Origin of the sequence: Neolewinella xylanilytica, from assembly GCF_002934605.1 — a bacterium.
In the GTDB taxonomy this organism is placed as follows: domain Bacteria; phylum Bacteroidota; class Bacteroidia; order Chitinophagales; family Saprospiraceae; genus Neolewinella; species Neolewinella xylanilytica.
On sequence record NZ_PTJC01000005.1, the window covers coordinates 2,353,361 to 2,371,280 of the forward strand.

Annotated in this window: 14 protein-coding genes; 8 read left to right on the plus strand and 6 right to left on the minus strand. The window is 58.5% G+C overall.

All coding sequences use genetic code 11. The features are described from left to right. The first annotated feature begins 16 nt into the window (after nt 1-16). From yidC to ettA, 3 genes are read left to right on the plus strand one after another with little or no spacing between them, the layout of a single operon-like run. On the plus strand, nt 17-1,906 hold the full coding sequence (yidC, locus tag CLV84_RS09140) for a membrane protein insertase YidC (RefSeq protein ID WP_104419408.1): 1,890 nt from the start codon (nt 17-19) through the stop codon (nt 1,904-1,906). Nucleotides 1,907-1,959: 53 nt separating this feature from the next. Continuing rightward, complete coding sequence (locus CLV84_RS09145; protein WP_104419409.1) at nt 1,960-2,766, plus strand: DUF6438 domain-containing protein; 807 nt, start codon at nt 1,960-1,962, stop codon at nt 2,764-2,766. 16 nt (nt 2,767-2,782) lie between these two features. Then, nucleotides 2,783-4,465, plus strand: a complete 1,683-nt coding sequence (ettA, locus tag CLV84_RS09150; protein WP_104419410.1) for an energy-dependent translational throttle protein EttA — start codon at nt 2,783-2,785, stop codon at nt 4,463-4,465. Between the two features lie 45 nt (nt 4,466-4,510). Here ettA and CLV84_RS09155 read toward each other — a convergent pair whose 3' ends face one another. Together CLV84_RS09155 and CLV84_RS09160 are read right to left on the minus strand one after the other, a co-directional pair. Continuing rightward, nucleotides 4,511-4,924: a cytochrome C gene (locus CLV84_RS09155; RefSeq protein ID WP_104419411.1), complete on the minus strand. Its 414-nt coding sequence runs from the start codon at nt 4,922-4,924 to the stop codon at nt 4,511-4,513. A gap of 2 nt (nt 4,925-4,926) precedes the next feature. Next, nucleotides 4,927-6,144, minus strand: a complete 1,218-nt coding sequence (locus CLV84_RS09160; RefSeq protein ID WP_104419412.1) for a sulfite oxidase — start codon at nt 6,142-6,144, stop codon at nt 4,927-4,929. A gap of 88 nt (nt 6,145-6,232) precedes the next feature. On the opposite strand from CLV84_RS09160, the gene CLV84_RS09165 reads away from it, so the two are divergent. From CLV84_RS09165 to pulA, 3 genes are all read left to right on the plus strand, one after another. Further along, nucleotides 6,233-6,412 carry a hypothetical protein gene (locus tag CLV84_RS09165; RefSeq protein WP_245911438.1) on the plus strand — a complete coding sequence of 60 codons (180 nt, stop codon included), beginning with the start codon at nt 6,233-6,235 and terminating at the stop codon, nt 6,410-6,412. Between the two features lie 30 nt (nt 6,413-6,442). Continuing rightward, the gene (locus CLV84_RS09170; protein ID WP_104419414.1) at nt 6,443-7,228 is read left to right on the plus strand and encodes an alpha/beta hydrolase; all 786 of its coding nucleotides are present in this window, start codon (nt 6,443-6,445) and stop codon (nt 7,226-7,228) included. Between the two features lie 67 nt (nt 7,229-7,295). Beyond that, nucleotides 7,296-9,263 (plus strand): type I pullulanase, encoded by a 1,968-nt coding sequence (gene pulA, locus CLV84_RS09175; protein WP_245911440.1) that lies wholly within the window; start codon nt 7,296-7,298, stop codon nt 9,261-9,263. A 169-nt stretch (nt 9,264-9,432) separates the two neighbouring features. On the opposite strand, the gene wrbA is transcribed toward pulA, so the two are convergent. Together wrbA and CLV84_RS09185 are read right to left on the minus strand one after the other, a co-directional pair. Continuing rightward, on the minus strand, nt 9,433-10,065 hold the full coding sequence (gene wrbA / locus CLV84_RS09180; protein ID WP_104419416.1) for an NAD(P)H:quinone oxidoreductase: 633 nt from the start codon (nt 10,063-10,065) through the stop codon (nt 9,433-9,435). A gap of 238 nt (nt 10,066-10,303) precedes the next feature. Further along, nucleotides 10,304-11,236: a YheT family hydrolase gene (locus CLV84_RS09185; protein ID WP_104419417.1), complete on the minus strand. Its 933-nt coding sequence runs from the start codon at nt 11,234-11,236 to the stop codon at nt 10,304-10,306. 81 nt (nt 11,237-11,317) lie between these two features. On the opposite strand from CLV84_RS09185, the gene CLV84_RS09190 reads away from it, so the two are divergent. Together CLV84_RS09190 and CLV84_RS09195 are read left to right on the plus strand one after the other, a co-directional pair. Next, nucleotides 11,318-11,902 (plus strand): DUF6992 family protein, encoded by a 585-nt coding sequence (locus CLV84_RS09190; protein ID WP_146088763.1) that lies wholly within the window; start codon nt 11,318-11,320, stop codon nt 11,900-11,902. A gap of 110 nt (nt 11,903-12,012) precedes the next feature. Then, the gene (locus CLV84_RS09195) at nt 12,013-15,114 is read left to right on the plus strand and encodes a ligand-binding sensor domain-containing protein (protein WP_170067635.1); all 3,102 of its coding nucleotides are present in this window, start codon (nt 12,013-12,015) and stop codon (nt 15,112-15,114) included. Nucleotides 15,115-15,120: 6 nt separating this feature from the next. On the opposite strand, the gene CLV84_RS09200 is transcribed toward CLV84_RS09195, so the two are convergent. Then, the gene (locus CLV84_RS09200) at nt 15,121-16,176 is read right to left on the minus strand and encodes a lactonase family protein (protein ID WP_104419420.1); all 1,056 of its coding nucleotides are present in this window, start codon (nt 16,174-16,176) and stop codon (nt 15,121-15,123) included. Nucleotides 16,177-16,191: 15 nt separating this feature from the next. After that, entirely contained in the window at nt 16,192-17,673 is a 1,482-nt protein-coding gene (locus CLV84_RS09205; protein WP_104419421.1) for a sigma 54-interacting transcriptional regulator, read from the minus strand. Nucleotides 17,674-17,920: the final 247 nt, after the last annotated feature.

The following is a 17,920-nucleotide window of genomic DNA, read 5'->3' on the forward strand; positions in this document are numbered from 1 at the left end:
ATAAAAAGAAATCCCTATGGAGATGGACAGAACTTCCATCGTCGGTATTGTCCTGATCATGATCCTTTTCGTGACCTGGCAGTACGTGACCGCCCCCTCTGCGGCAGAGATCGAAATGGAGCAACGTTACCAGGACTCCATTGCCGCGCTCTCCGATCAGGAGTTGATCGAGGAGAACGACCCGAAATTCGTTCCCGAAGGCGGGGCGGTTTCCACGGCCTCCGATTCCTTGCGTCTGGTTGAGAATCGCTCTCGCTTCGGCGGTTTCGCGCCGGCTGCCGCCGGTACCGAGGAGGAAGTGGTGCTGGAGAACGACCTGATGCAGGTCACCTTCAGCACGAAGGGGGGAACGATTCGTCGGGCCGAACTAAAAAATTACGCCAAAGTAATCGAGCAAGACGGCAACGAGGAAGTACGGCTTCCGCTCCTCCTGCTGAACGACGATCAGAATAAGTTCGAGTACATCATTCCGGTCAACGGCGTTTCCGGTGAAGGGGTACGTACCAGCGATCTGTACTTCGAACCCACCATCGAGGGAAATACCGTATCGCTACGGGCTCCGGTTGATGGCGGTGGCTACCTGGAGCAGCGGTACACCCTGGAAGACGGAACCTACCTCCTGGACTACGACGTGCGATTCGAGGGGATGGATGAAGTCATCGCCAATACGGGCGGGACCGTCCGGCTGTACTGGGAAAACCACCTCGACAAGATCGAGAAGAATAGTCAGTACGAGGGCAATTATTCCACCCTGTACTACAAGCCCGTCGACGACGATACCGACTATTGCTCCTGTACGAGCGATGACGTGGAAGAGCTCGACGATCAACCCCTCAAATGGGTGGCCGGTAGCCAGCAATTTTTTACTTCCGCCCTCATCGCGGACGACCGGTTCAGTAGCGCGGTACTTACCACCGTTGCGGACCGCGAGCGGCTGGCGGACGACGAACTGAAAGTGTTGATCTCCGAGCTGAACCTGCCCGTTGGGACATCGGGTTCCGAAACTTTCGGGATGGCCTTCTACGTAGGGCCGAATGAGTTCGAGCGCTTACGGGCCATCGGGTATGACCTGTCGGACGTGGTGAGTTTCGGTTCGTCCATCTTTGGCTCCATCAACCGATGGATCATTCGCCCGCTCTTCAACTTCCTGTCGAGCTTCATTGGGAATATGGGTATTACCATTCTCGTGCTTACCCTGATCGTCAAACTGCTGCTGTATCCCCTGACTTACAAAATGCTGGTAAGCCAGTCGAAGATGCAGGTGCTCAAACCGGAGATCGAAAAGCTGAAGGCCAAGCATAAAGACGATGCACAGGCCCAGCAGATGGAAACCATGAAAATGTACCAGGAATACGGCGCCAGTCCCCTAGGCGGTTGCTTGCCCATGGTGGTGCAGATGCCCATCTGGTTCGCGCTCTACCGCTTCTTTCCGGCTTCCATCAGCTTCCGGCAGGAAAATTTCCTCTGGGCGAACGACTTGAGTACCTACGACAGCATCCTACGGCTGCCCGAATGGATTCCTTTTATGCAGGGCCACCTCAGCCTGTTTGCCGTGCTCTGGGCGGTGACCACGGTTATCTATGCCTACTACAACAGCCGGCACATGGACTACAGCGCCCAACCCATGATGAAGTACTTCCAGTACATCATGCCGATCGCCTTCCTGGGCTTTTTCAACAGCTTTGCCGCCGGCCTTACCGCCTACCTGTTCTTCAGCAACGTCTTTAATATCCTGCAAACGGTTATCACCAAGAACTTCATCATCGACGATGATAAGCTCCGGGCCAAGCTGGAAGCGAACAAGGCTAAGCCGAAAAAGAAGGGCGGCTTCAGCGCACGCTTACAGGAAGCGCTGAAGGAACAGCAGCGTCAGCAGGCCGCGACCCAGGGAAAAAAGGGTAAGTAGGAACAGTCAACCTTCCCCCCCGGAGTTGCTTTAATCAGATCTAAGCTTTCTCCATGAACAACTACTATACCGCGCTGCTTGGCATCCTCCTGCTCTGCCTGTCGTGTACGCGCCAACCCATTGGCATTTCCGGATCCCCCAATACCCCGGTTCAGGCCCCGATCGAAGACGGGAACGTCTCCCCCGATCCGGAGATCGACGAAGCACGCGCCCTACGTACCGAGGAGGAGTTGTCCAGGGGCGTAGAGGCACCCGCACGGCCCGGGGTAGGTAACCTTCCGGACGAATCGGAAGTAAAGGCCATGCGGCGCGAGGAAGTCCGCCGCCGCCGCGAAGCCATGGAATCTCCCCAGATCGAGACCAATGAAACCGCCGAGATAGAGAACCAGGCCAGCCTGGGGCAGGCGCCGATCGCTGAGCTGGGGTACCGGGAGGAAGTTGCGGAAGATGCGAATGCTCCCGAGCTGATCTTTCAAAAATCAACCTGCTACGGGGACTGCGAGGCCTATACCTTCAGCCTGCAAAGTGGCGGTATGACTTCCCTACTGGTGGATAAGGGTGAAGTAGCCCAGGGGCTTTACAACCGCCAGCTTTATTCGGTCGATTACGAGGATCTGAACAACTCGATCGATAGCCTGCGGCAGTTGACTTTCGACCCCGTTTACCCGGTGGAAGCGGAAGTACCTACCGACATCCCCTACCGGCTCCTTACCATTCCGGATCAAAACGGTTATCCCCGTAACATCAAGATCTACTCCAACGCTCCCCCCGCCCTCGAACGCTTTATGAACCGATTGGAAGTTCTGATTGGCGAACAGTCCTGGCAAACGACCGAGAAAAACGACGGCGGTAAACCCTAAACCCAGCATTCTAGCTATGGCAGACAACAAGATTATTTTTTCCATGGAGCGGGTCTCCAAGACCTTTCCCGGAGCCAATAAGAAGGTACTTAACAATATCTGGCTCAGCTTCTTCTACGGGGCGAAAATCGGCGTCCTCGGTCTGAACGGTAGCGGTAAGTCCACCTTACTTAAGATTATCGCCGGGGTAGACAAGAACTTCGAAGGCAACGTAGTCTTCGATGGCAATTACAAGATCGGCTACCTCGAGCAGGAGCCCAAACTCGATCCGAACAAAACCGTCCGGGAAATCGTCGAGGAGGGGGTACAGGAAACCGTCGACCTTATGAAGGAATACGAAGCGGTCAACCTCAAATTCAGTGAGCCGATGGGCGACGATGAGATGAACAAGCTCATCGAACGCCAGGGCGAACTGATGGAAGAACTCGAAAACCGCAACGCCTGGGAACTCGAAAACCGCATCGATACCGCCCTGGAAGCCCTGCGCTGCCCACCGGACGACGCGAAGGTGGACGTGCTTTCGGGCGGTGAGCGTCGCCGTACGGCCCTGGCCCGCCTGCTGCTGAGCAATCCAGACATCCTACTGCTGGACGAGCCCACCAACCACCTCGACGCCGAATCCGTAGACTGGCTGGAGCAGTATTTACAGAGCTTCCCCGGCACCGTCATCGCCGTGACCCACGACCGCTACTTCCTGGATAACGTAGCTGGCTGGATCCTGGAACTCGACCGCGGGGAGGGTATTCCCTGGGAAGGAAATTACTCCAGTTGGCTCGAGCAAAAGTCTCAGCGGCTAGCGCAGGAGGAAAAGCAGGAAAGTAAGCGTCAAAAGACCCTCAAGCGAGAACTGGAGTGGATCCGCATGGCCCCCAAAGCCAAACAGAGCAAGGGCAAGGCACGACTGAACGCCTACGACAAGCTCGTCGGCGAAGAAGGTCGGGAACGGGAGAAGAACCTGGAAATCTACATTCCGCCCGGACCACGGCTCGGAGACGTGGTGATCGAAGTGCAGCACCTGAAAAAAGGCTTCGGCGATCGCGTCCTGTTTGACGATGCCACCTTCACCATTCCCAAGAATGCCATCGTGGGAATTCTGGGGCCGAACGGAGTAGGCAAATCCACCCTCTTCCGCTTGCTGGTCAACGAGCAGCAACCCGACGACGGGGAGATCAAAGTGGGGGATACCGTGGAAATTAGCTACGTGGACCAGGCCCACACCCAACTGCAGGACAAGGAAAAATCCATCTATGACGTCGTAAGTCAGGGCCACGATATGATCGAGGTGGGGAGCACTTCGGTGAATGCCCGCGCCTACCTGAGTCGCTTCAACTTCGCCGGCGCCGATCAGCAAAAGAAGGTGGGCATGTTGTCCGGCGGCGAACGCAATCGCCTGCAACTGGCCATGACGCTGCGGGAGGGGGGCAACGTCCTGCTCCTGGACGAACCGACCAACGACGTCGACATCAATACCCTCCGCGCCCTGGAAGATGCCCTCGACAGCTTTGCCGGTTGCGTGCTGGTGATCAGCCACGACCGCTGGTTCATCGACCGCCTGGCTACCCATATTCTCAGCTTCGAGGACGAAGGGAATATTCGTTTCTTCGAAGGCAACTACTCCCAGTACGAAGCCGTCAAGAAAGCCGAGATGGGAGACATAGCACCCCGGCGGCCGCGATTCAAGAACGTAATCAATCGCTGAGTCAGCTGAGCCGGGCGGGAGTACCGATCCGTCCGGCTCCCCTACCTATTCGTCCGCGTCCAGTTTATACCATTCGATGTTCTCCAATGGTGGCCGCCGTCCGCTTTCATCCGGCGCGTAATACGTAGCCAGGTAATCGAGGATGGGTTCCCGCTGCGGGCCGAGATCCCATAGCCCCTGCTTTTCCTGCATCCAGTCGATCATCTGCGACCAGCCTTCCCGGGTAGCGCGGTTTTGAGTTACCAGCTTCGCACTATGGCAGGCAAGGCAGTTGCCTTTCACGAGCAGGTATTCCCCCTCCGCGATAAGGCCGGTATCCATGTCCAGTCCGTCGACAATACGGGAGGCTTTCGCTTCGGTCGGTTGCGGCCCGGTATCTTCGTCGGTACACCGGGTAACCGCCAGCGCCGCCATGGTGAGCAGCCCGAGAATACCGATAGCGCGTGCGCGAAACCCCATGATCAGACTACTTTTACCGCGATGCGATGACAGGCATTATTGAGGTAACCGCGGGGATTCCAGCCCGGCAGTACCATCGGTTGGGCGTTGCCGTCCGCATCCGTAGCCCGGGCCCATACCTCGTAGTAGCCGGCTACCGGGAAATCTACTTTCGCCGAAAAGTGTTGCCAGGCGAAGCGATTAGCCGGGCGATTCAGTTGGCAGGCTGTCCAGCTTGCCCCGAAATCGATGCTGTAGTCTACCCGCGCCACTTCCGAGCTTCCGCACCAGGCATGACCGCCAATGGATAAACCGTCGGCGGCTTCGACGATGGCGCCGGTGCGCGGGGAGGTCAGTAGCGACTTGACCGGCATGTCCAGGATGATGCACATGTCTTTATCCTCTACGGTCGTGCCGGGCGCCACCGGTTCACAGGGAACCCGGTACGATTGTCCGCCCATTTTTTCCCCGTCGTGCACCCGGTCGCGCACCACGATTTCCGATAGCCACTTTCCCGAGCAACTCGCCGGATACCCACCGAATACCAGCCGCAGCGGATAGCCGTTGAGTAGCGGTAGCGGCTCGTCGTTCATCGCCCAGGCGATCAGGCTTTCGTCCTCGAGAGCTTTCTCAATCGGCACCCCCCGCGAAATCGGCACTTTGTCCGGGTCGCCGCTCAAGTGGGTATCCTTACCGTAATACCCGATGTAGACGGCTTTCGAGCTATCGTAGTTGGCCGCTTTCAGCACATCGCGTAACCGGACTCCGGTCCACTCAGGACAGCCTACTGCTCCGGTCGACCATTGGTTGCCGCGGGCCGGAGGGTTGAACTCGCTCCGCCCGTTACCGCCGCACTCCAGCGTAAGCTGGTAGGTATAATTAGGAAAGCGCTCCCGGAGCTCCGATAGCGTAAAGGTGACCGGTTCGGGTACGGCCTCGCCGGCAATGCGAAGGGCCCAGTCGGGCGGGATCGTCGTTGGCGTAGGAGGAAGATCTCGTGGTACGAGGCCGTTGTTCCGGACGAACATGCGGTCCGCCGGGGTGACTTTCGGTTCCAGCAAGTGGGGGGGCGTTTCCGCGTTGACGGGACGGTCGTTCAGGAGGGTAAGCCCGGGATGTTTGCCCGGAAGGGGGTCTTCGGGGTCGAAGCCCAGCAAGCGAAATCCTGTCGGCAAGTTGGCGGAAAAGACGACCGGCAGCCCCGCGATCCGGAGGAATTTTCGTCGATTGAGTAGCGGCAGCGTTGCATGATTTGGACCCGGGCAAGATACGCATTCGCCCGTTCGACATCTTCCGGTTCCGAGCTATCTTTGGACTAAATTGGCGAAAGTGAAGAAAACCCTGGCATTATTATTTACCATCTCCGGTGCCGTTGCGCTGGCGGCCGGCGTTCTGGCAATTTTTAATCCCGGTCAGCTGGCCCTCGGCCAAAACGCCTGGGGGGTAGCCATAGTCGGACTCATATTTTTTATAACCGGCATGGGACTGCTGCGTTCTGTACAGGAATAACCCCTGTGAAAGCTGCCAGACCCGGATTAAATGAAATGGATCAAGTACATCGCCGTCGGAGCAGTCCTGCTGTACACCGTACTCTGCTCGATCCTGTACCTGTTCCAGGAAAGCTTGATCTTTCGTCCCCGTCAGTTGGCTTCCGATTACGTCTTCGAGCGGGGGGAAGAATTCTTTATCCCTACGGCGGACGGGGTCAACCTGAACGTAGTCGCCTTTCGCAAGCCGGATGCCCGCGGTGCCATTCTCTTCCTCCACGGCAACCGGGGCAGTAATCGACGGAGCTTTCGCCAGACGCAAGCCCTGATGGACGCCTCCTACGATCTTTATTTGATGGACTACCGCGGATACGGCAAAAGTGGCGGGGAGATCGCGTCCGAAGCACAGCTCTACGCCGACGCCCAGACCATGTACGATACCCTCCTGCGGCACTACGCGGAGCAAAACATCGTTGTAGCCGGTTACTCTCTGGGTACCGGCATGGCGAGTTACCTGGCCGCGGAAAACAATCCGGCCCACTGCGTACTGGCCGCCCCTTACGCCAGCATCACCGCCATGAAGAACCTGTGGCTATGGATGGTACCGGATTTTATTCTCAAGTATCCACTCAATACGGTGGAGAACGTCGCCCGGGCCAATTGCCCCGTGACCGTCATTCACGGCCAGCGGGACGACTTTATCCCCTACGATATGGCCGAAGCGATCAAGCAGGCGGCTCCGGAGCGGGTAGAACTCATCCCCCTGCCAAACGAGGGGCACCGGGGCGCTATCTTGGACCCTACCTTCGCCCGCACCATTCTTCGCCTGATCGAATAGACCCGCTGCTCACCCGCTAATGCTTCCTTTCCACCGCTCCCTATTCTTCATCTGCCTAAGTTTGTTAATGGTGACCTGTTCCGACCCCCAGCCCGAATACGATGCGCTGGAAGACTATCCCGTCTACCCCTATACCGATCTGGGGGTCACGTACACGGCCGCTGCGGCCACCTTCAAACTTTGGTCGCCGGCGGCGCAGGAGGCGCGCGTTCACCTCTACCTAGACGACGCCCCCACTACCGAAGCCTATGAAACCCTCGACATGCAGGTCGTAAACGGAGTCTGGACGGCTACCAGTAAAGGCGACCTCGCTGGGGTATACTACACGCTGCAAATTAAACAGGACGAAGGCTGGCTGGCCGAAGCCACCGATATCTACGCGAAAGCCGCCGGTACCAACGGGCTCCGCGCCCAGGTCGTAGACCTGTTAGCCACCGATCCGCCCGGCTGGCAGTCCGACCGCCGCCCCCCCTTCAATGCGCCCACCGATGCCGTGATCTATGAACTGCACCTCCGCGACCTCAGCGTCGACCCCGCTTCGGGGATTCAGTACAAGGGCAAATTTCTCGGGCTGACCGAGCGGGGTACCACCACGCCCGGCGGCGATACGACGGGACTGGATCACCTGATCGAATTGGGGGTGACCCACGTCCATTTGTTACCCGTTTTCGATTTCTTTAGCGTCGACGAGGCCCGCTCGGATTCCGCCCAGTACAATTGGGGGTACGACCCCCAAAACTACAACGTGCCGGAGGGCAGCTATGCCACCGATCCGTCACGTGGAGAGGTGCGGATCCGGGAGTTCAAGAGGATGGTCATGGCCCTCCACCGGGCCGGCATTCGCGTCATCATGGACGTGGTGTACAACCATACCGGTCACACCGAAACCAGCAACTTTCAGCAGCTGGTGCCGGATTACTTCTACCGTTTTCGGGAAGACGGCAGCTTTAGCAATGCCAGCGGTTGTGGCAACGAGATTGCCAGCGAACGACCCATGGTGCGGAAATACATTCGGGAGTCGGCGGAATACTGGGTGGATGAATACCACATCGACGGCTTTCGCTTCGACCTCATGGGCATCCACGACATCGCCACCATGAACGACATCAGTGAAACCATTCACGGCATCGATCCCACCATCCTGATTTACGGGGAAGGCTGGACCGCCGGTAGCAGCCCCCTGCCGGATAGCCTGCGGGCGCTGAAACGAAATACCGGCAAACTGAAGGGAATTGCCGCCTTCAGCGACGACTTGCGGGATGCCCTCAAGGGAAGCGTTTTTCACCACGAAGAGCGTGGCTTCGTAAGCGGAGCCAGCGATATGGCCGAGTCGGTGCGTTTTGGCATCGTAGGCGCCACCCGCCACCATCAGATCGATTACGACAGTATCAACTACAGTACCGCTCCCTGGGCGAACGAACCCGCCCAGTGCGTCAATTACGTAAGCTGTCACGATAACCATACCCTGTGGGATCGTCTGGCCATCAGTAACCCGGAGGACGGAGTTACCAGCCGGAGGCGCATGCACCGGTTAGCCCTTGCCACCGTGCTCACCTCCCAGGGAATACCCTTCCTCCACGCCGGCACGGAAATGTACCGCAGCAAAGGGGGCGAGGAGAATAGCTATCGGAGCAGCGACGCGGTCAATGCCATTAAGTGGGAGGAGAAAAGCCGCCATAAGGAAACGGTAACGTACGTCCGCGATCTTATCTCCCTGCGCAAGGACCATCCCGCCTTTCGGATGCGGAGCACGGACACCATCACCCGCCACCTGACCTTTACCGACCAGCAGGACAACCAACTCATTACCTACCGAATTCAAAACGCGCCCGGGGATACGTGGCAGGACATTTTCGTAGCACTCAACGGCCATCCCGCCGCCCAAACGATCCAACTGCCGGCGGGCAAATGGAAGCAGGTAGTGAATGGTACCGAAGTAGATCCCGGAGGCATCTCCGACCGTTTGTTCGGACCATCCGTGACGCTATCGGCAATCTCCGCAAATGTCTTCGTTCGGACCGAGCAGGAGGAGTAAGGGCAAACAGCTGATGATCGGCGGCCCGATCATCGCTTGTGGCAGTACCGCAAGGGTAGCGGTTAAACAAGGCTAGCCGCACGAGAAACCTATCGTCCCGTGCGGCTACCTGTATGCCGTGCTATTGGTTGCTGGCCGGCTGCCTATCCAGGCTACCGTGTTTTAGGCGCTACTTCCGCAGCGACTTAAGTTGGGTAGCGACCTTGGTCAGCCGCTCTCCGAGGCGTTTGGACATAATCAGGTCACCTTCCTTCGGCTGCAGGGAACCGTCACCCCCCGCGATCGTGCTGGGGCCGTAAGGGCTACCGCCGTGGATTTCCGATACGTTGAACAGGGTAGGGTTCTGGCCGTAAGGGCTGCCCACCAGGATCATGCCCAGGTGAAGTAGCGGAATGTGGAACGAAAGGATAGTTGCCTCCTGTCCCCCGTGCTGGGTAGCCGTAGATACGAAAACACCGGAGGCTTTGTCCTCGAGTTCTCCTTTCGACCAGAGCGGGCTCGTCGTGTCGATAAATTGCTTTACCTGGGCGGCCATGTTGCCGTAGCGCGTTGGCGTTCCCCAAGCGATCCCGTCGGCCCAGCGCAGGTCGTCGTGGGTCACCTCTTCCAGGTGCGCCATGGATTTTTGGGCGGCTTGGTAGTTTTCGTCGTTTTTCATGGCTTCCGCGGCCTGGGGTAGTTCGGCTACGCGACGCAGGCGTACTTCCGCACCGGCTTGCTCAGCTCCCTCCCTGACGGATTGGGCGAGTTGGAAGGTGTGTCCGTAAGTAGAGTAAAAGGTGATCAGGATCTTAGCGCTCATGGGTACTGTTGTTACATTATATGTACAGGTATCAATACGGACTGGCGCGTATTGTTCACCCGATGCCGAGAAGTTACGCCGCTTGGGTTTGTGCGCCGGAGCGCGGGAGCAACGAAAAGCCGGACCCAAAGTCGACGACGCCCTTACCCCCGATCACCGCCTCACCCCGTCACCACCGGAAAGGCACGTCACCCGGTAATCAACCCTGCGGCGACTTGCCCGAGCCGGGGACCACCGCTTAGCTAGGGGAGTCGACAAATTCAAAGGCCCGTACGTCCATTGCATTGTAATCCTTGCCACGTAGGGAGAAGCCGACGTGACCGCCCCGGCGCGGTTGCTCGACGGTAATCAGCGGATGCTTCTTTCCTAACCCGACCGGGGTACAGGCATCCGGGATGATGGGGTCGTTCAGCGCATTGACGATCAGTACCGGCGCCGTAGTCTCGGCCACGTAGTTTCCGGAGGAGAGGTAAGCGTAATAGGCGTCCAAATCATCGTATCCTCCGATCACGGCCGAAAACGCCCGGTCGAAGTCGCGCCACACCTTAATGTCACCCAGGGCCGCGAGATCGACGATGCCGGGAAACTGTTTCTCTTTCGCGGTGATTTTGGCCGCCAGCGACCGAAAGAACTTGCGCTTGTATACATAGTTGTCCCGTCGTTCCAGGCTGTCGACGCTGTGCTCGATGAAGCAGGGAGCCGAAAAGGCAACGCCGTGGGTCACCTGCGGGGGGCGGTCATTCCCCATGGTTCCCAGGTACTTCAAGGTCAGGTTGCCGCCCATGCTGTAGCCTACCAATACGATCCGCTCGTAGAGGCGGGTGGCGAGGGCGTGATTCACGACGGTTTCCAGGTCCTCGCTTTGTCCGTGACTGTATAGTTTCCGCGTGCGGTTCATCTCGCCGGAGCAGCTTCGGCAGTTCCACGCCAGTACGTCCCAGCCCCGCCGGGCGAAGTAGCGGGCGGCGCTGACAATGTAGGGACGGCTGCTATCGCCTTCCAGGCCGTGGCTGAGAATAACCAGGCGGCTGCCGCTCGCTTCGGCCAGCCAGTCGAGATCTAGAAAATCCGCGTCGGGCGTCTGGATACGTTCCCGGTGGTAGGCTATCGGGGCCCCTTCGGTCAGGTGGGGGAGGATGGTTTGGTAGTGACCGAGGAAACGTTCGAGCATAAGATAGGGTAGGGGGGGTACGCTAACAACCAACCAGCGCCGCCGGGGTTTGGAATGCATCCCTCCGTCAATCTCCCCTGCATGAAGTTGCCATTGACTCTGCTGTTTTCCGTGTTGCTTTCCACCTGCGCTCCGGCGCAAACTCCCGTCAACGCCCCTACCCTCGACGAGCTGGAAACCGCCCGCCTGAACCACCAACGCCAAGCCATGCTCGTACTGGGCGGCTGGGCGGTAGGCAATATCGGGCTCGGGCTGGCGCTGCGGGAGCGTAGCTCGGGAAGCAGTCGTCGCTTCCACGAGATGAACGCCATTTGGAACGTGGTCAACCTGGGGATCGCCGGAATCGGCTACCTCACCCTTGGTGAGGCCGCCCCTACGGCACTGGCCGGCTGGCAGGAAAATCAGGGGTTCCAGAAGATTCTGCTCTTCAACGCGGGGCTTGACGTGGGCTACGTGCTCGGGGGGCTCTACCTGATGGAACGGTCCCGGCGCCCCGACGCGGACGGTGACCGGTTGCAGGGCTACGGTCGCAGTATTATCCTGCAGGGAGGTTTTTTGTTTCTGTTCGATCTGGTCAATTTCGCGATCGCGTCCGGTCGTGATGACGACTACGCAGCCATGTTCGGCCGGGTTAACGACGGGATTGGGTTACTCCTGACCTTTTGACGGATTAAGTTGTGCGGGGGCTGGGACAAGGCGGCGCGACCCGCTACCTTGTGGATAACTTGTGGAGCGGGTATATCGTTATGTTTTACAACCTAAACCTTTCTTCCTCCGTGAAGTCACTACTGCCGGTTTTGCTTTTGATTTGGGGCGCATGCCTCCCGGGGCAGGCTATGCGCATCGAATACTTTACGGTCACGGACGGGTTGTCGACCCGCGACATTAACGGCCTGCACATCGGCAAGGACGGTTACCTCTGGGTGGCTACCATGGACGGGCTGAATCGTTTCGACGGACATACGTTCGTGTCCTTCGGGCAGGGACTCAGTAAGGAGCCCAAGCTGAGCCGGGGATCGGTGGAATCCATTCGGGCGGGTAACGACGGGAAGCTAATCCTGACGTACAAGGAGTTTTACGGCGTATTTGACCGTTTCGATCCGCGGGATTTTTCGGTGGAGCGCGTTCCCCTTTCTCCCTCCGAAGTCATTGGCTTTCCCCGCACCATCGTGACCGACGACCTGGGCCGAACCTTCTTCGTAACCATCGGCGAGTACGGAACGGTGCTTTACGAATATACCCAAGAAGGCTTCCAGGTCATCTACCAGGACACGACCGACGAGTGGAATACGATCACGTCGCGGGTAGAACTTAAACCGTTGAGCAACGGCCAATTCATTATTTACGACGAGGATCACGGGTTCCGGCACCTGAGTGCCAACGGGGAGTTGTTGAATACGTTTTTCCCCCGGCTGTCCAGCCAGCGGAGATTCTACGTAATGGAAGAGGGGCCCGCCGGCTACGTCTACCTCAGTTTTCGCGACGGCATTCCCCTCTACCGCTATGACCCCGACCGCCGGGGTAGCGCCTCCCCCGTGGGCAACCTCGATTTGGGCCTGCGCTATCCTAAAGTATTCAAGGACGGTTTGGGCCAACTGCTGTTCGTTGGTACGGAAGACATCCTCGGTAAACAGTTTCCGGATGAATATTATCTGGTTGACACCTCGGGTACTTTCGCGCTCTTCGAACGGGACCTTCCCATCGACCGCTCGGTGACGAGTATCGCGGCAATCAATTTCAACGAAACGGTATACCTGGGGCTCCGGGAAGGACTAGGCGTTACGGAGCGCTACGTCAAGTCGATCCACAACTACCTGGAGGATACCGAAGGAGAACTTTACCGGAAGTCCGTGCGCGGCATCACCGAGGACGCCGACGGAACGGTTTACATCGCCCAGAGCGACGGCACCATCAATGCGATGGCCCGGGGTACCTACGAAATGAATCCCCTCAGGCTCGTCGACTCCTCGGGAACGGTCGTGCCCATGCGGGAAAACGGCCAACTCATTTTCGACCGGCCGCGGAACGCCGTATGGGGGGTGGCCCAGCCATCGGGCTACGCGAAGGGCGGTTTGTTGTTCCGGTACGACGTGGCTACCGGAGTCACTACCTCCTACGGTTCGGTCTATTCCCTGACCTGTCTGGCGGTAGCCCCCGACGGTAAGCTCTACGTTGGCGCTACCGATCCGCGCAAGGGGGGGCTGCTGTTGGAGTTCGATCCGACCACCGCCCGCTTTACCGAACGCGTGGATGCCGACCAGGAGGCGGCCCTCCTGGATGGGGTACGCATCAACTACTTGCTCTACTCCCGCAAGGGGGAGTTACTACTCGGTACCCGGCACGACGGTCTGATCGGTTACGATCCGGCCACTTCCCGCGCCCAGGTTTATCAGGTGGTCACCCGGACGGGGGAGTCGGCCGAGATCGATCTTAACGCGATCACCATTAATTGCATCTTCGAGGATACGGGGGGGCGGTGGTGGCTGGGCACGGACGCCGGGCTGCGGGTTTACAACACCATCGAAGGCAACGTGGAGCGGTACGAGCGGCAGGACGGCCTCAGCAACAATACGGTGGTGGGCCTGGTGCCCGACTCCACCGGCGGCTACTGGGTGTCGACCCGCAACGGTCTGGTACACCTGCCAAAAGACCTCGCTAACGGCACCTTTCGCCGCTATTACCAAGAAGACGGCCTAGCCAACGACGAGTTTAACCGGTACTGCTTCCACCGGGATAACAGCGGACGGTACTTTTTCGGTGGCGATAACGGGCTTTCCGTCTTCCGCGACGACGACCTGAGCGTGGAGAGTGCGGGGTCGGACGTCATGCTCACGGAAGTGGTGGTGTACGGTAGGGGAGAAACCCGCTCCATGACCCAGAACCTGGACGGGCTCAAGAACATCACCGTCAACGCCAGTGAGAAGAGCATCGCCGTATCGTTCGCGCTGCCGGTGGGGCAGCGGCCCAGCCTTACCCAATTCCGGGTTAAACTGGACGGCTTCAACGAGACCTGGCAGCGACTCCGGAACGAACGGACCGTCCGCTACAATAACCTACCCTCCGGGCAGTATACCCTGATGGTCCAGGGTGCGGGGGCAAATGGCAATTACGGCGAAAAGTACCTGAGCCTGAATATCCGCGTTCGCCAGTACCTGATCGAGAAAACCTGGTTCCAATTCCTGATCGCTACGGTGATTGTCGGGCTGTTCTTCTTCATCCTGCAGGCCAAACTGCGGGAACGGCTGCGGAACGAACAGTTGCGTACCCAGTTGAGTAGCGACATCCACGACGAAGTCAGCGGGCTGCTGGCGGGCATTACCCTACAGGCGGAATTGCTCCAGCACCGTACCGATGACGAAAAGCTACGAATACGGCTACAAACCGTCGGGGAAGCTGGCCGGAACGCCATGTCGAAAATGAGTGACGTGATTTGGAGCATCGACAGCCGGCGTGACAACGTTGGTAACCTCTTACAACGCATGCAGGAGCACGCCGACGAAGTGCTGCTTCCGCTGGATATACGCTATGATTTTCGGGCTAGCGGCTTCGTTATCGAGCAGGAATTACCCGGGAATGTGCGGCAGGATCTCTATTTCATTTATAAGGAGGCGGTGAATAATATCGCCCGCCACAGCGACGCCAATTACGTCGAGATCGAATTGGAACAGTATGCGCAGACCTTCGAGATGTTCATCCGGGACAATGGGTCCGGAAAGAAGAAGGACGCGAACCCCACTTACAGCAGCAGTCGGTTTACCCCCAAAACGGGGCAGGGCAAGGACAATATGCGAATGCGCGCCCAACGCCTACGCGCCGAACTGACCATCGATGACCGTGCCGGATATACCCTGACCTTGCGGATGCGTCGGCTCACGTAGCCGCTTCTAAAGCCCCGGAATCCAGGTAAGGCTAGTGGGGCTTTTCACCTTCCGCACCACCCGTTGCAGCTGCAAGGCACCGCCGGCTCCCACCCGAAACACGCCGATGGAGTGATCCTTCAGGTTGGCGGAAAGTAGCCATTTACCATCCGGACTGAGTGCGATATCCCGTGGTCGCGTTCCTCCGCTGGGGTACGTATCGCGGGTGAATAACCGGAGTGGCGCTTCCGTTTCCAGCCGCAGCGTACTCACCACGCTGTAATTGCGCTCGCTAATGTAGACGTTCCGCCCCCGCTGGTCGATGCGGATGGCCGCGCCGCTGGCACCCTCTACCGCACGCTCGGGCAGCGCCGGTACGTTGATCGCCATTTGGGGTGCTTCTCCGCGCAAATCTACTACCGCCACCCGTCCGCGAAACTCACAGTTCACAAGCAACAGATCGCCGTTGGGATGCAGGACGCAGTGCCGGGGCCCGGAGCCTTGCGGAAAGCGTACCGTTGCCGCGGGCCGAGCCGTCAGGGTACCGTCGGCAGACCGATCGAATACGGTAAGCTGGTCACCTCCGAGGTCGCAGACGTACACCCGCTTACGCTTCGCGTCATAGACGGCGCAGTGGGCGTGGGTGCGCTGGGTGTCGTGGTGCAGGGAAAGTCGCTGGCGGTGGGATGCCGGACGTCCGTCCGGGTGAAGCCCCACCACGTGTACCGAACCGCTGCTGTAACAACTGACGATGAGGGTATCCTCCACTTTGGTCACGTGACAGGGGTGGTCTCCCTGCAGTAAAACCTCCCCCAGGCGGTCAAAGACTACGGCATTGCGGGCGCCGCGGCGCAGGTGATAGGCAACTACGGCCGCCCCATCGCTCTGCGGGCATTCCCTGACCGCGTAGGCGACCGGATTAGCCGGGTCGATACACAGATAACTCGGGTTGACTTCTTCCACGTAGCCCCGGTAATCGAGCTGACCGAGTTTGGGAGAGAAATCGTAAGCGGTGACGCCCCGGGCAAGGCCCGGGACGTCCGCTTCCATATCGATGGTATAGGCGCCTACCAAAAGCAGCATAGTAATGAATTCGTACTACCTGAAGTCCAGGTCGTCGCTCCCAAACATATCGGCCAGAAGGTCGCGAAAGTTTAGGCTGTTGTTCAAAGCCTCCTTGTTGAGCACTTCCATTTCGGCGAGGCCCTGAAGTACGAGTTCCATGTAGAGGTAGGTCTCCTCTTCGTTCAGCGACTCCTCGACGTTGGAAGCAACGAATTTGCGCAAACCGGCAACGTTGTCCAGCGCCTTCCGGTATGCTTCGTTGCTACCGTCGTTGAGCAATTCGACGACGTTTCCTCCACTGAAGTAGGCGCGGATGATGCCGTAGGGGTCGCTATCGGTGCGCCCGTCGGCCACCACGTCGGAGGGGTCGGGAAAATGGGCGAGGAAACTGGTACGAATGGATTTACCGAGCAATTTCATGGCTACGCCGTAGGCGCCCTCCTGCTCCCCCTCGTACACCAGCTCTACTTTGCCGGTGATGGCGGGTACGACTCCCCAGAAGTCGGTGATTCGGGCAACGGTTTTTGAGTCGCCGTTGATCAGTGCTCTTCTTTCGGCGGTCGAAACCAGATTCTCCAGGGCCGTGATACTGAGGCGGGCCGACACACCGGACTTCTCGTCGATGTATTCGCTCTCCCGCGCGGCAAAGGACAGCTGCTCCAGCATCACCTTCAACAGCTCCGGAACCTGTACCAGCGCGGCCTGATCTTCGGTCAGCGTGGCTTCCTGGTCGGTGATGGCGCGGGCCACCTCCAGGGTTTTAGGATAGTGGGTCAGGATCTGACTTTCGATGCGGTCCTTTAGCGGCGTGATGATGCTTCCCCGGTTGGTGTAGTCTTCCGGGTTTGCCGTGAAAAGAAACTGGATGTCCAGCGGGAGCCGCAACTTGAAGCCGCGGATTTGAATATCGCCCTCCTGCAGTATGTTAAACAGCGAAACCTGGATCCGGGCCTGAAGGTCGGGAAGCTCGTTGATGACGAAAATTCCCCGGTGAGCGCGGGGCACTAACCCATAGTGAATCACCCGCTCGTCGGCGTAGGTCAGCTTCAGGGTGGCGGCCTTGATGGGGTCGACATCGCCGATCAGGTCGGCGACCGATACGTCGGGGGTAGCCAGTTTCTCGACGTACCGATCGTCGCGGTGCCACCATTCAATCGGAGTACTGTCACCCATTTCCTTGATGAGGTCGGCCGACGAACGGCTGATAGGCTCCAGCGGATCGTCGTTCAGTTCGCTGCCGGCGACGACCGGGACGTATTCGTCGAGCAAATTGACCAGTAACCGCGCGATGCGGGTTTTAGCCTGTCCGCGAAGGCCCAATAAGAGAATGCTGTGTCGGCTGAGGATAGCCCGTTGAATGTCGGGAAGCACCGTGTCATCAAAACCGATGATGCCGGGGAAAACTACCTCCTTGTTTTTTAGACGATTGATCAGGTTTTCGCGGAGCTCCTGCTTGACGGTGCGGGGCTTGTATCCGCTCGCTTTCAGCTCACCGAGAGTTTTGGCCTGGGCCATAGATAGCTTAGTTATAGTGGGGAAAGTTGTTAAACGGGTAGGGGGGGGATTGGTTGTAATCCGGGGGGAGGGGATCCTATAAAGCCGTACGGACATACGTTTCACCAGGCTGAGACGTTCACCATACATCCGTGCCCCATCGAAGCAAATGCTTCGGATGGGCCGGTTTTAGGTGGCGCCGGTCGGTTCTCCGCTTGCAGGCTTTTGCCGGTGCAGGCTTAACCGCTTCCACCCACCGGACACTGAC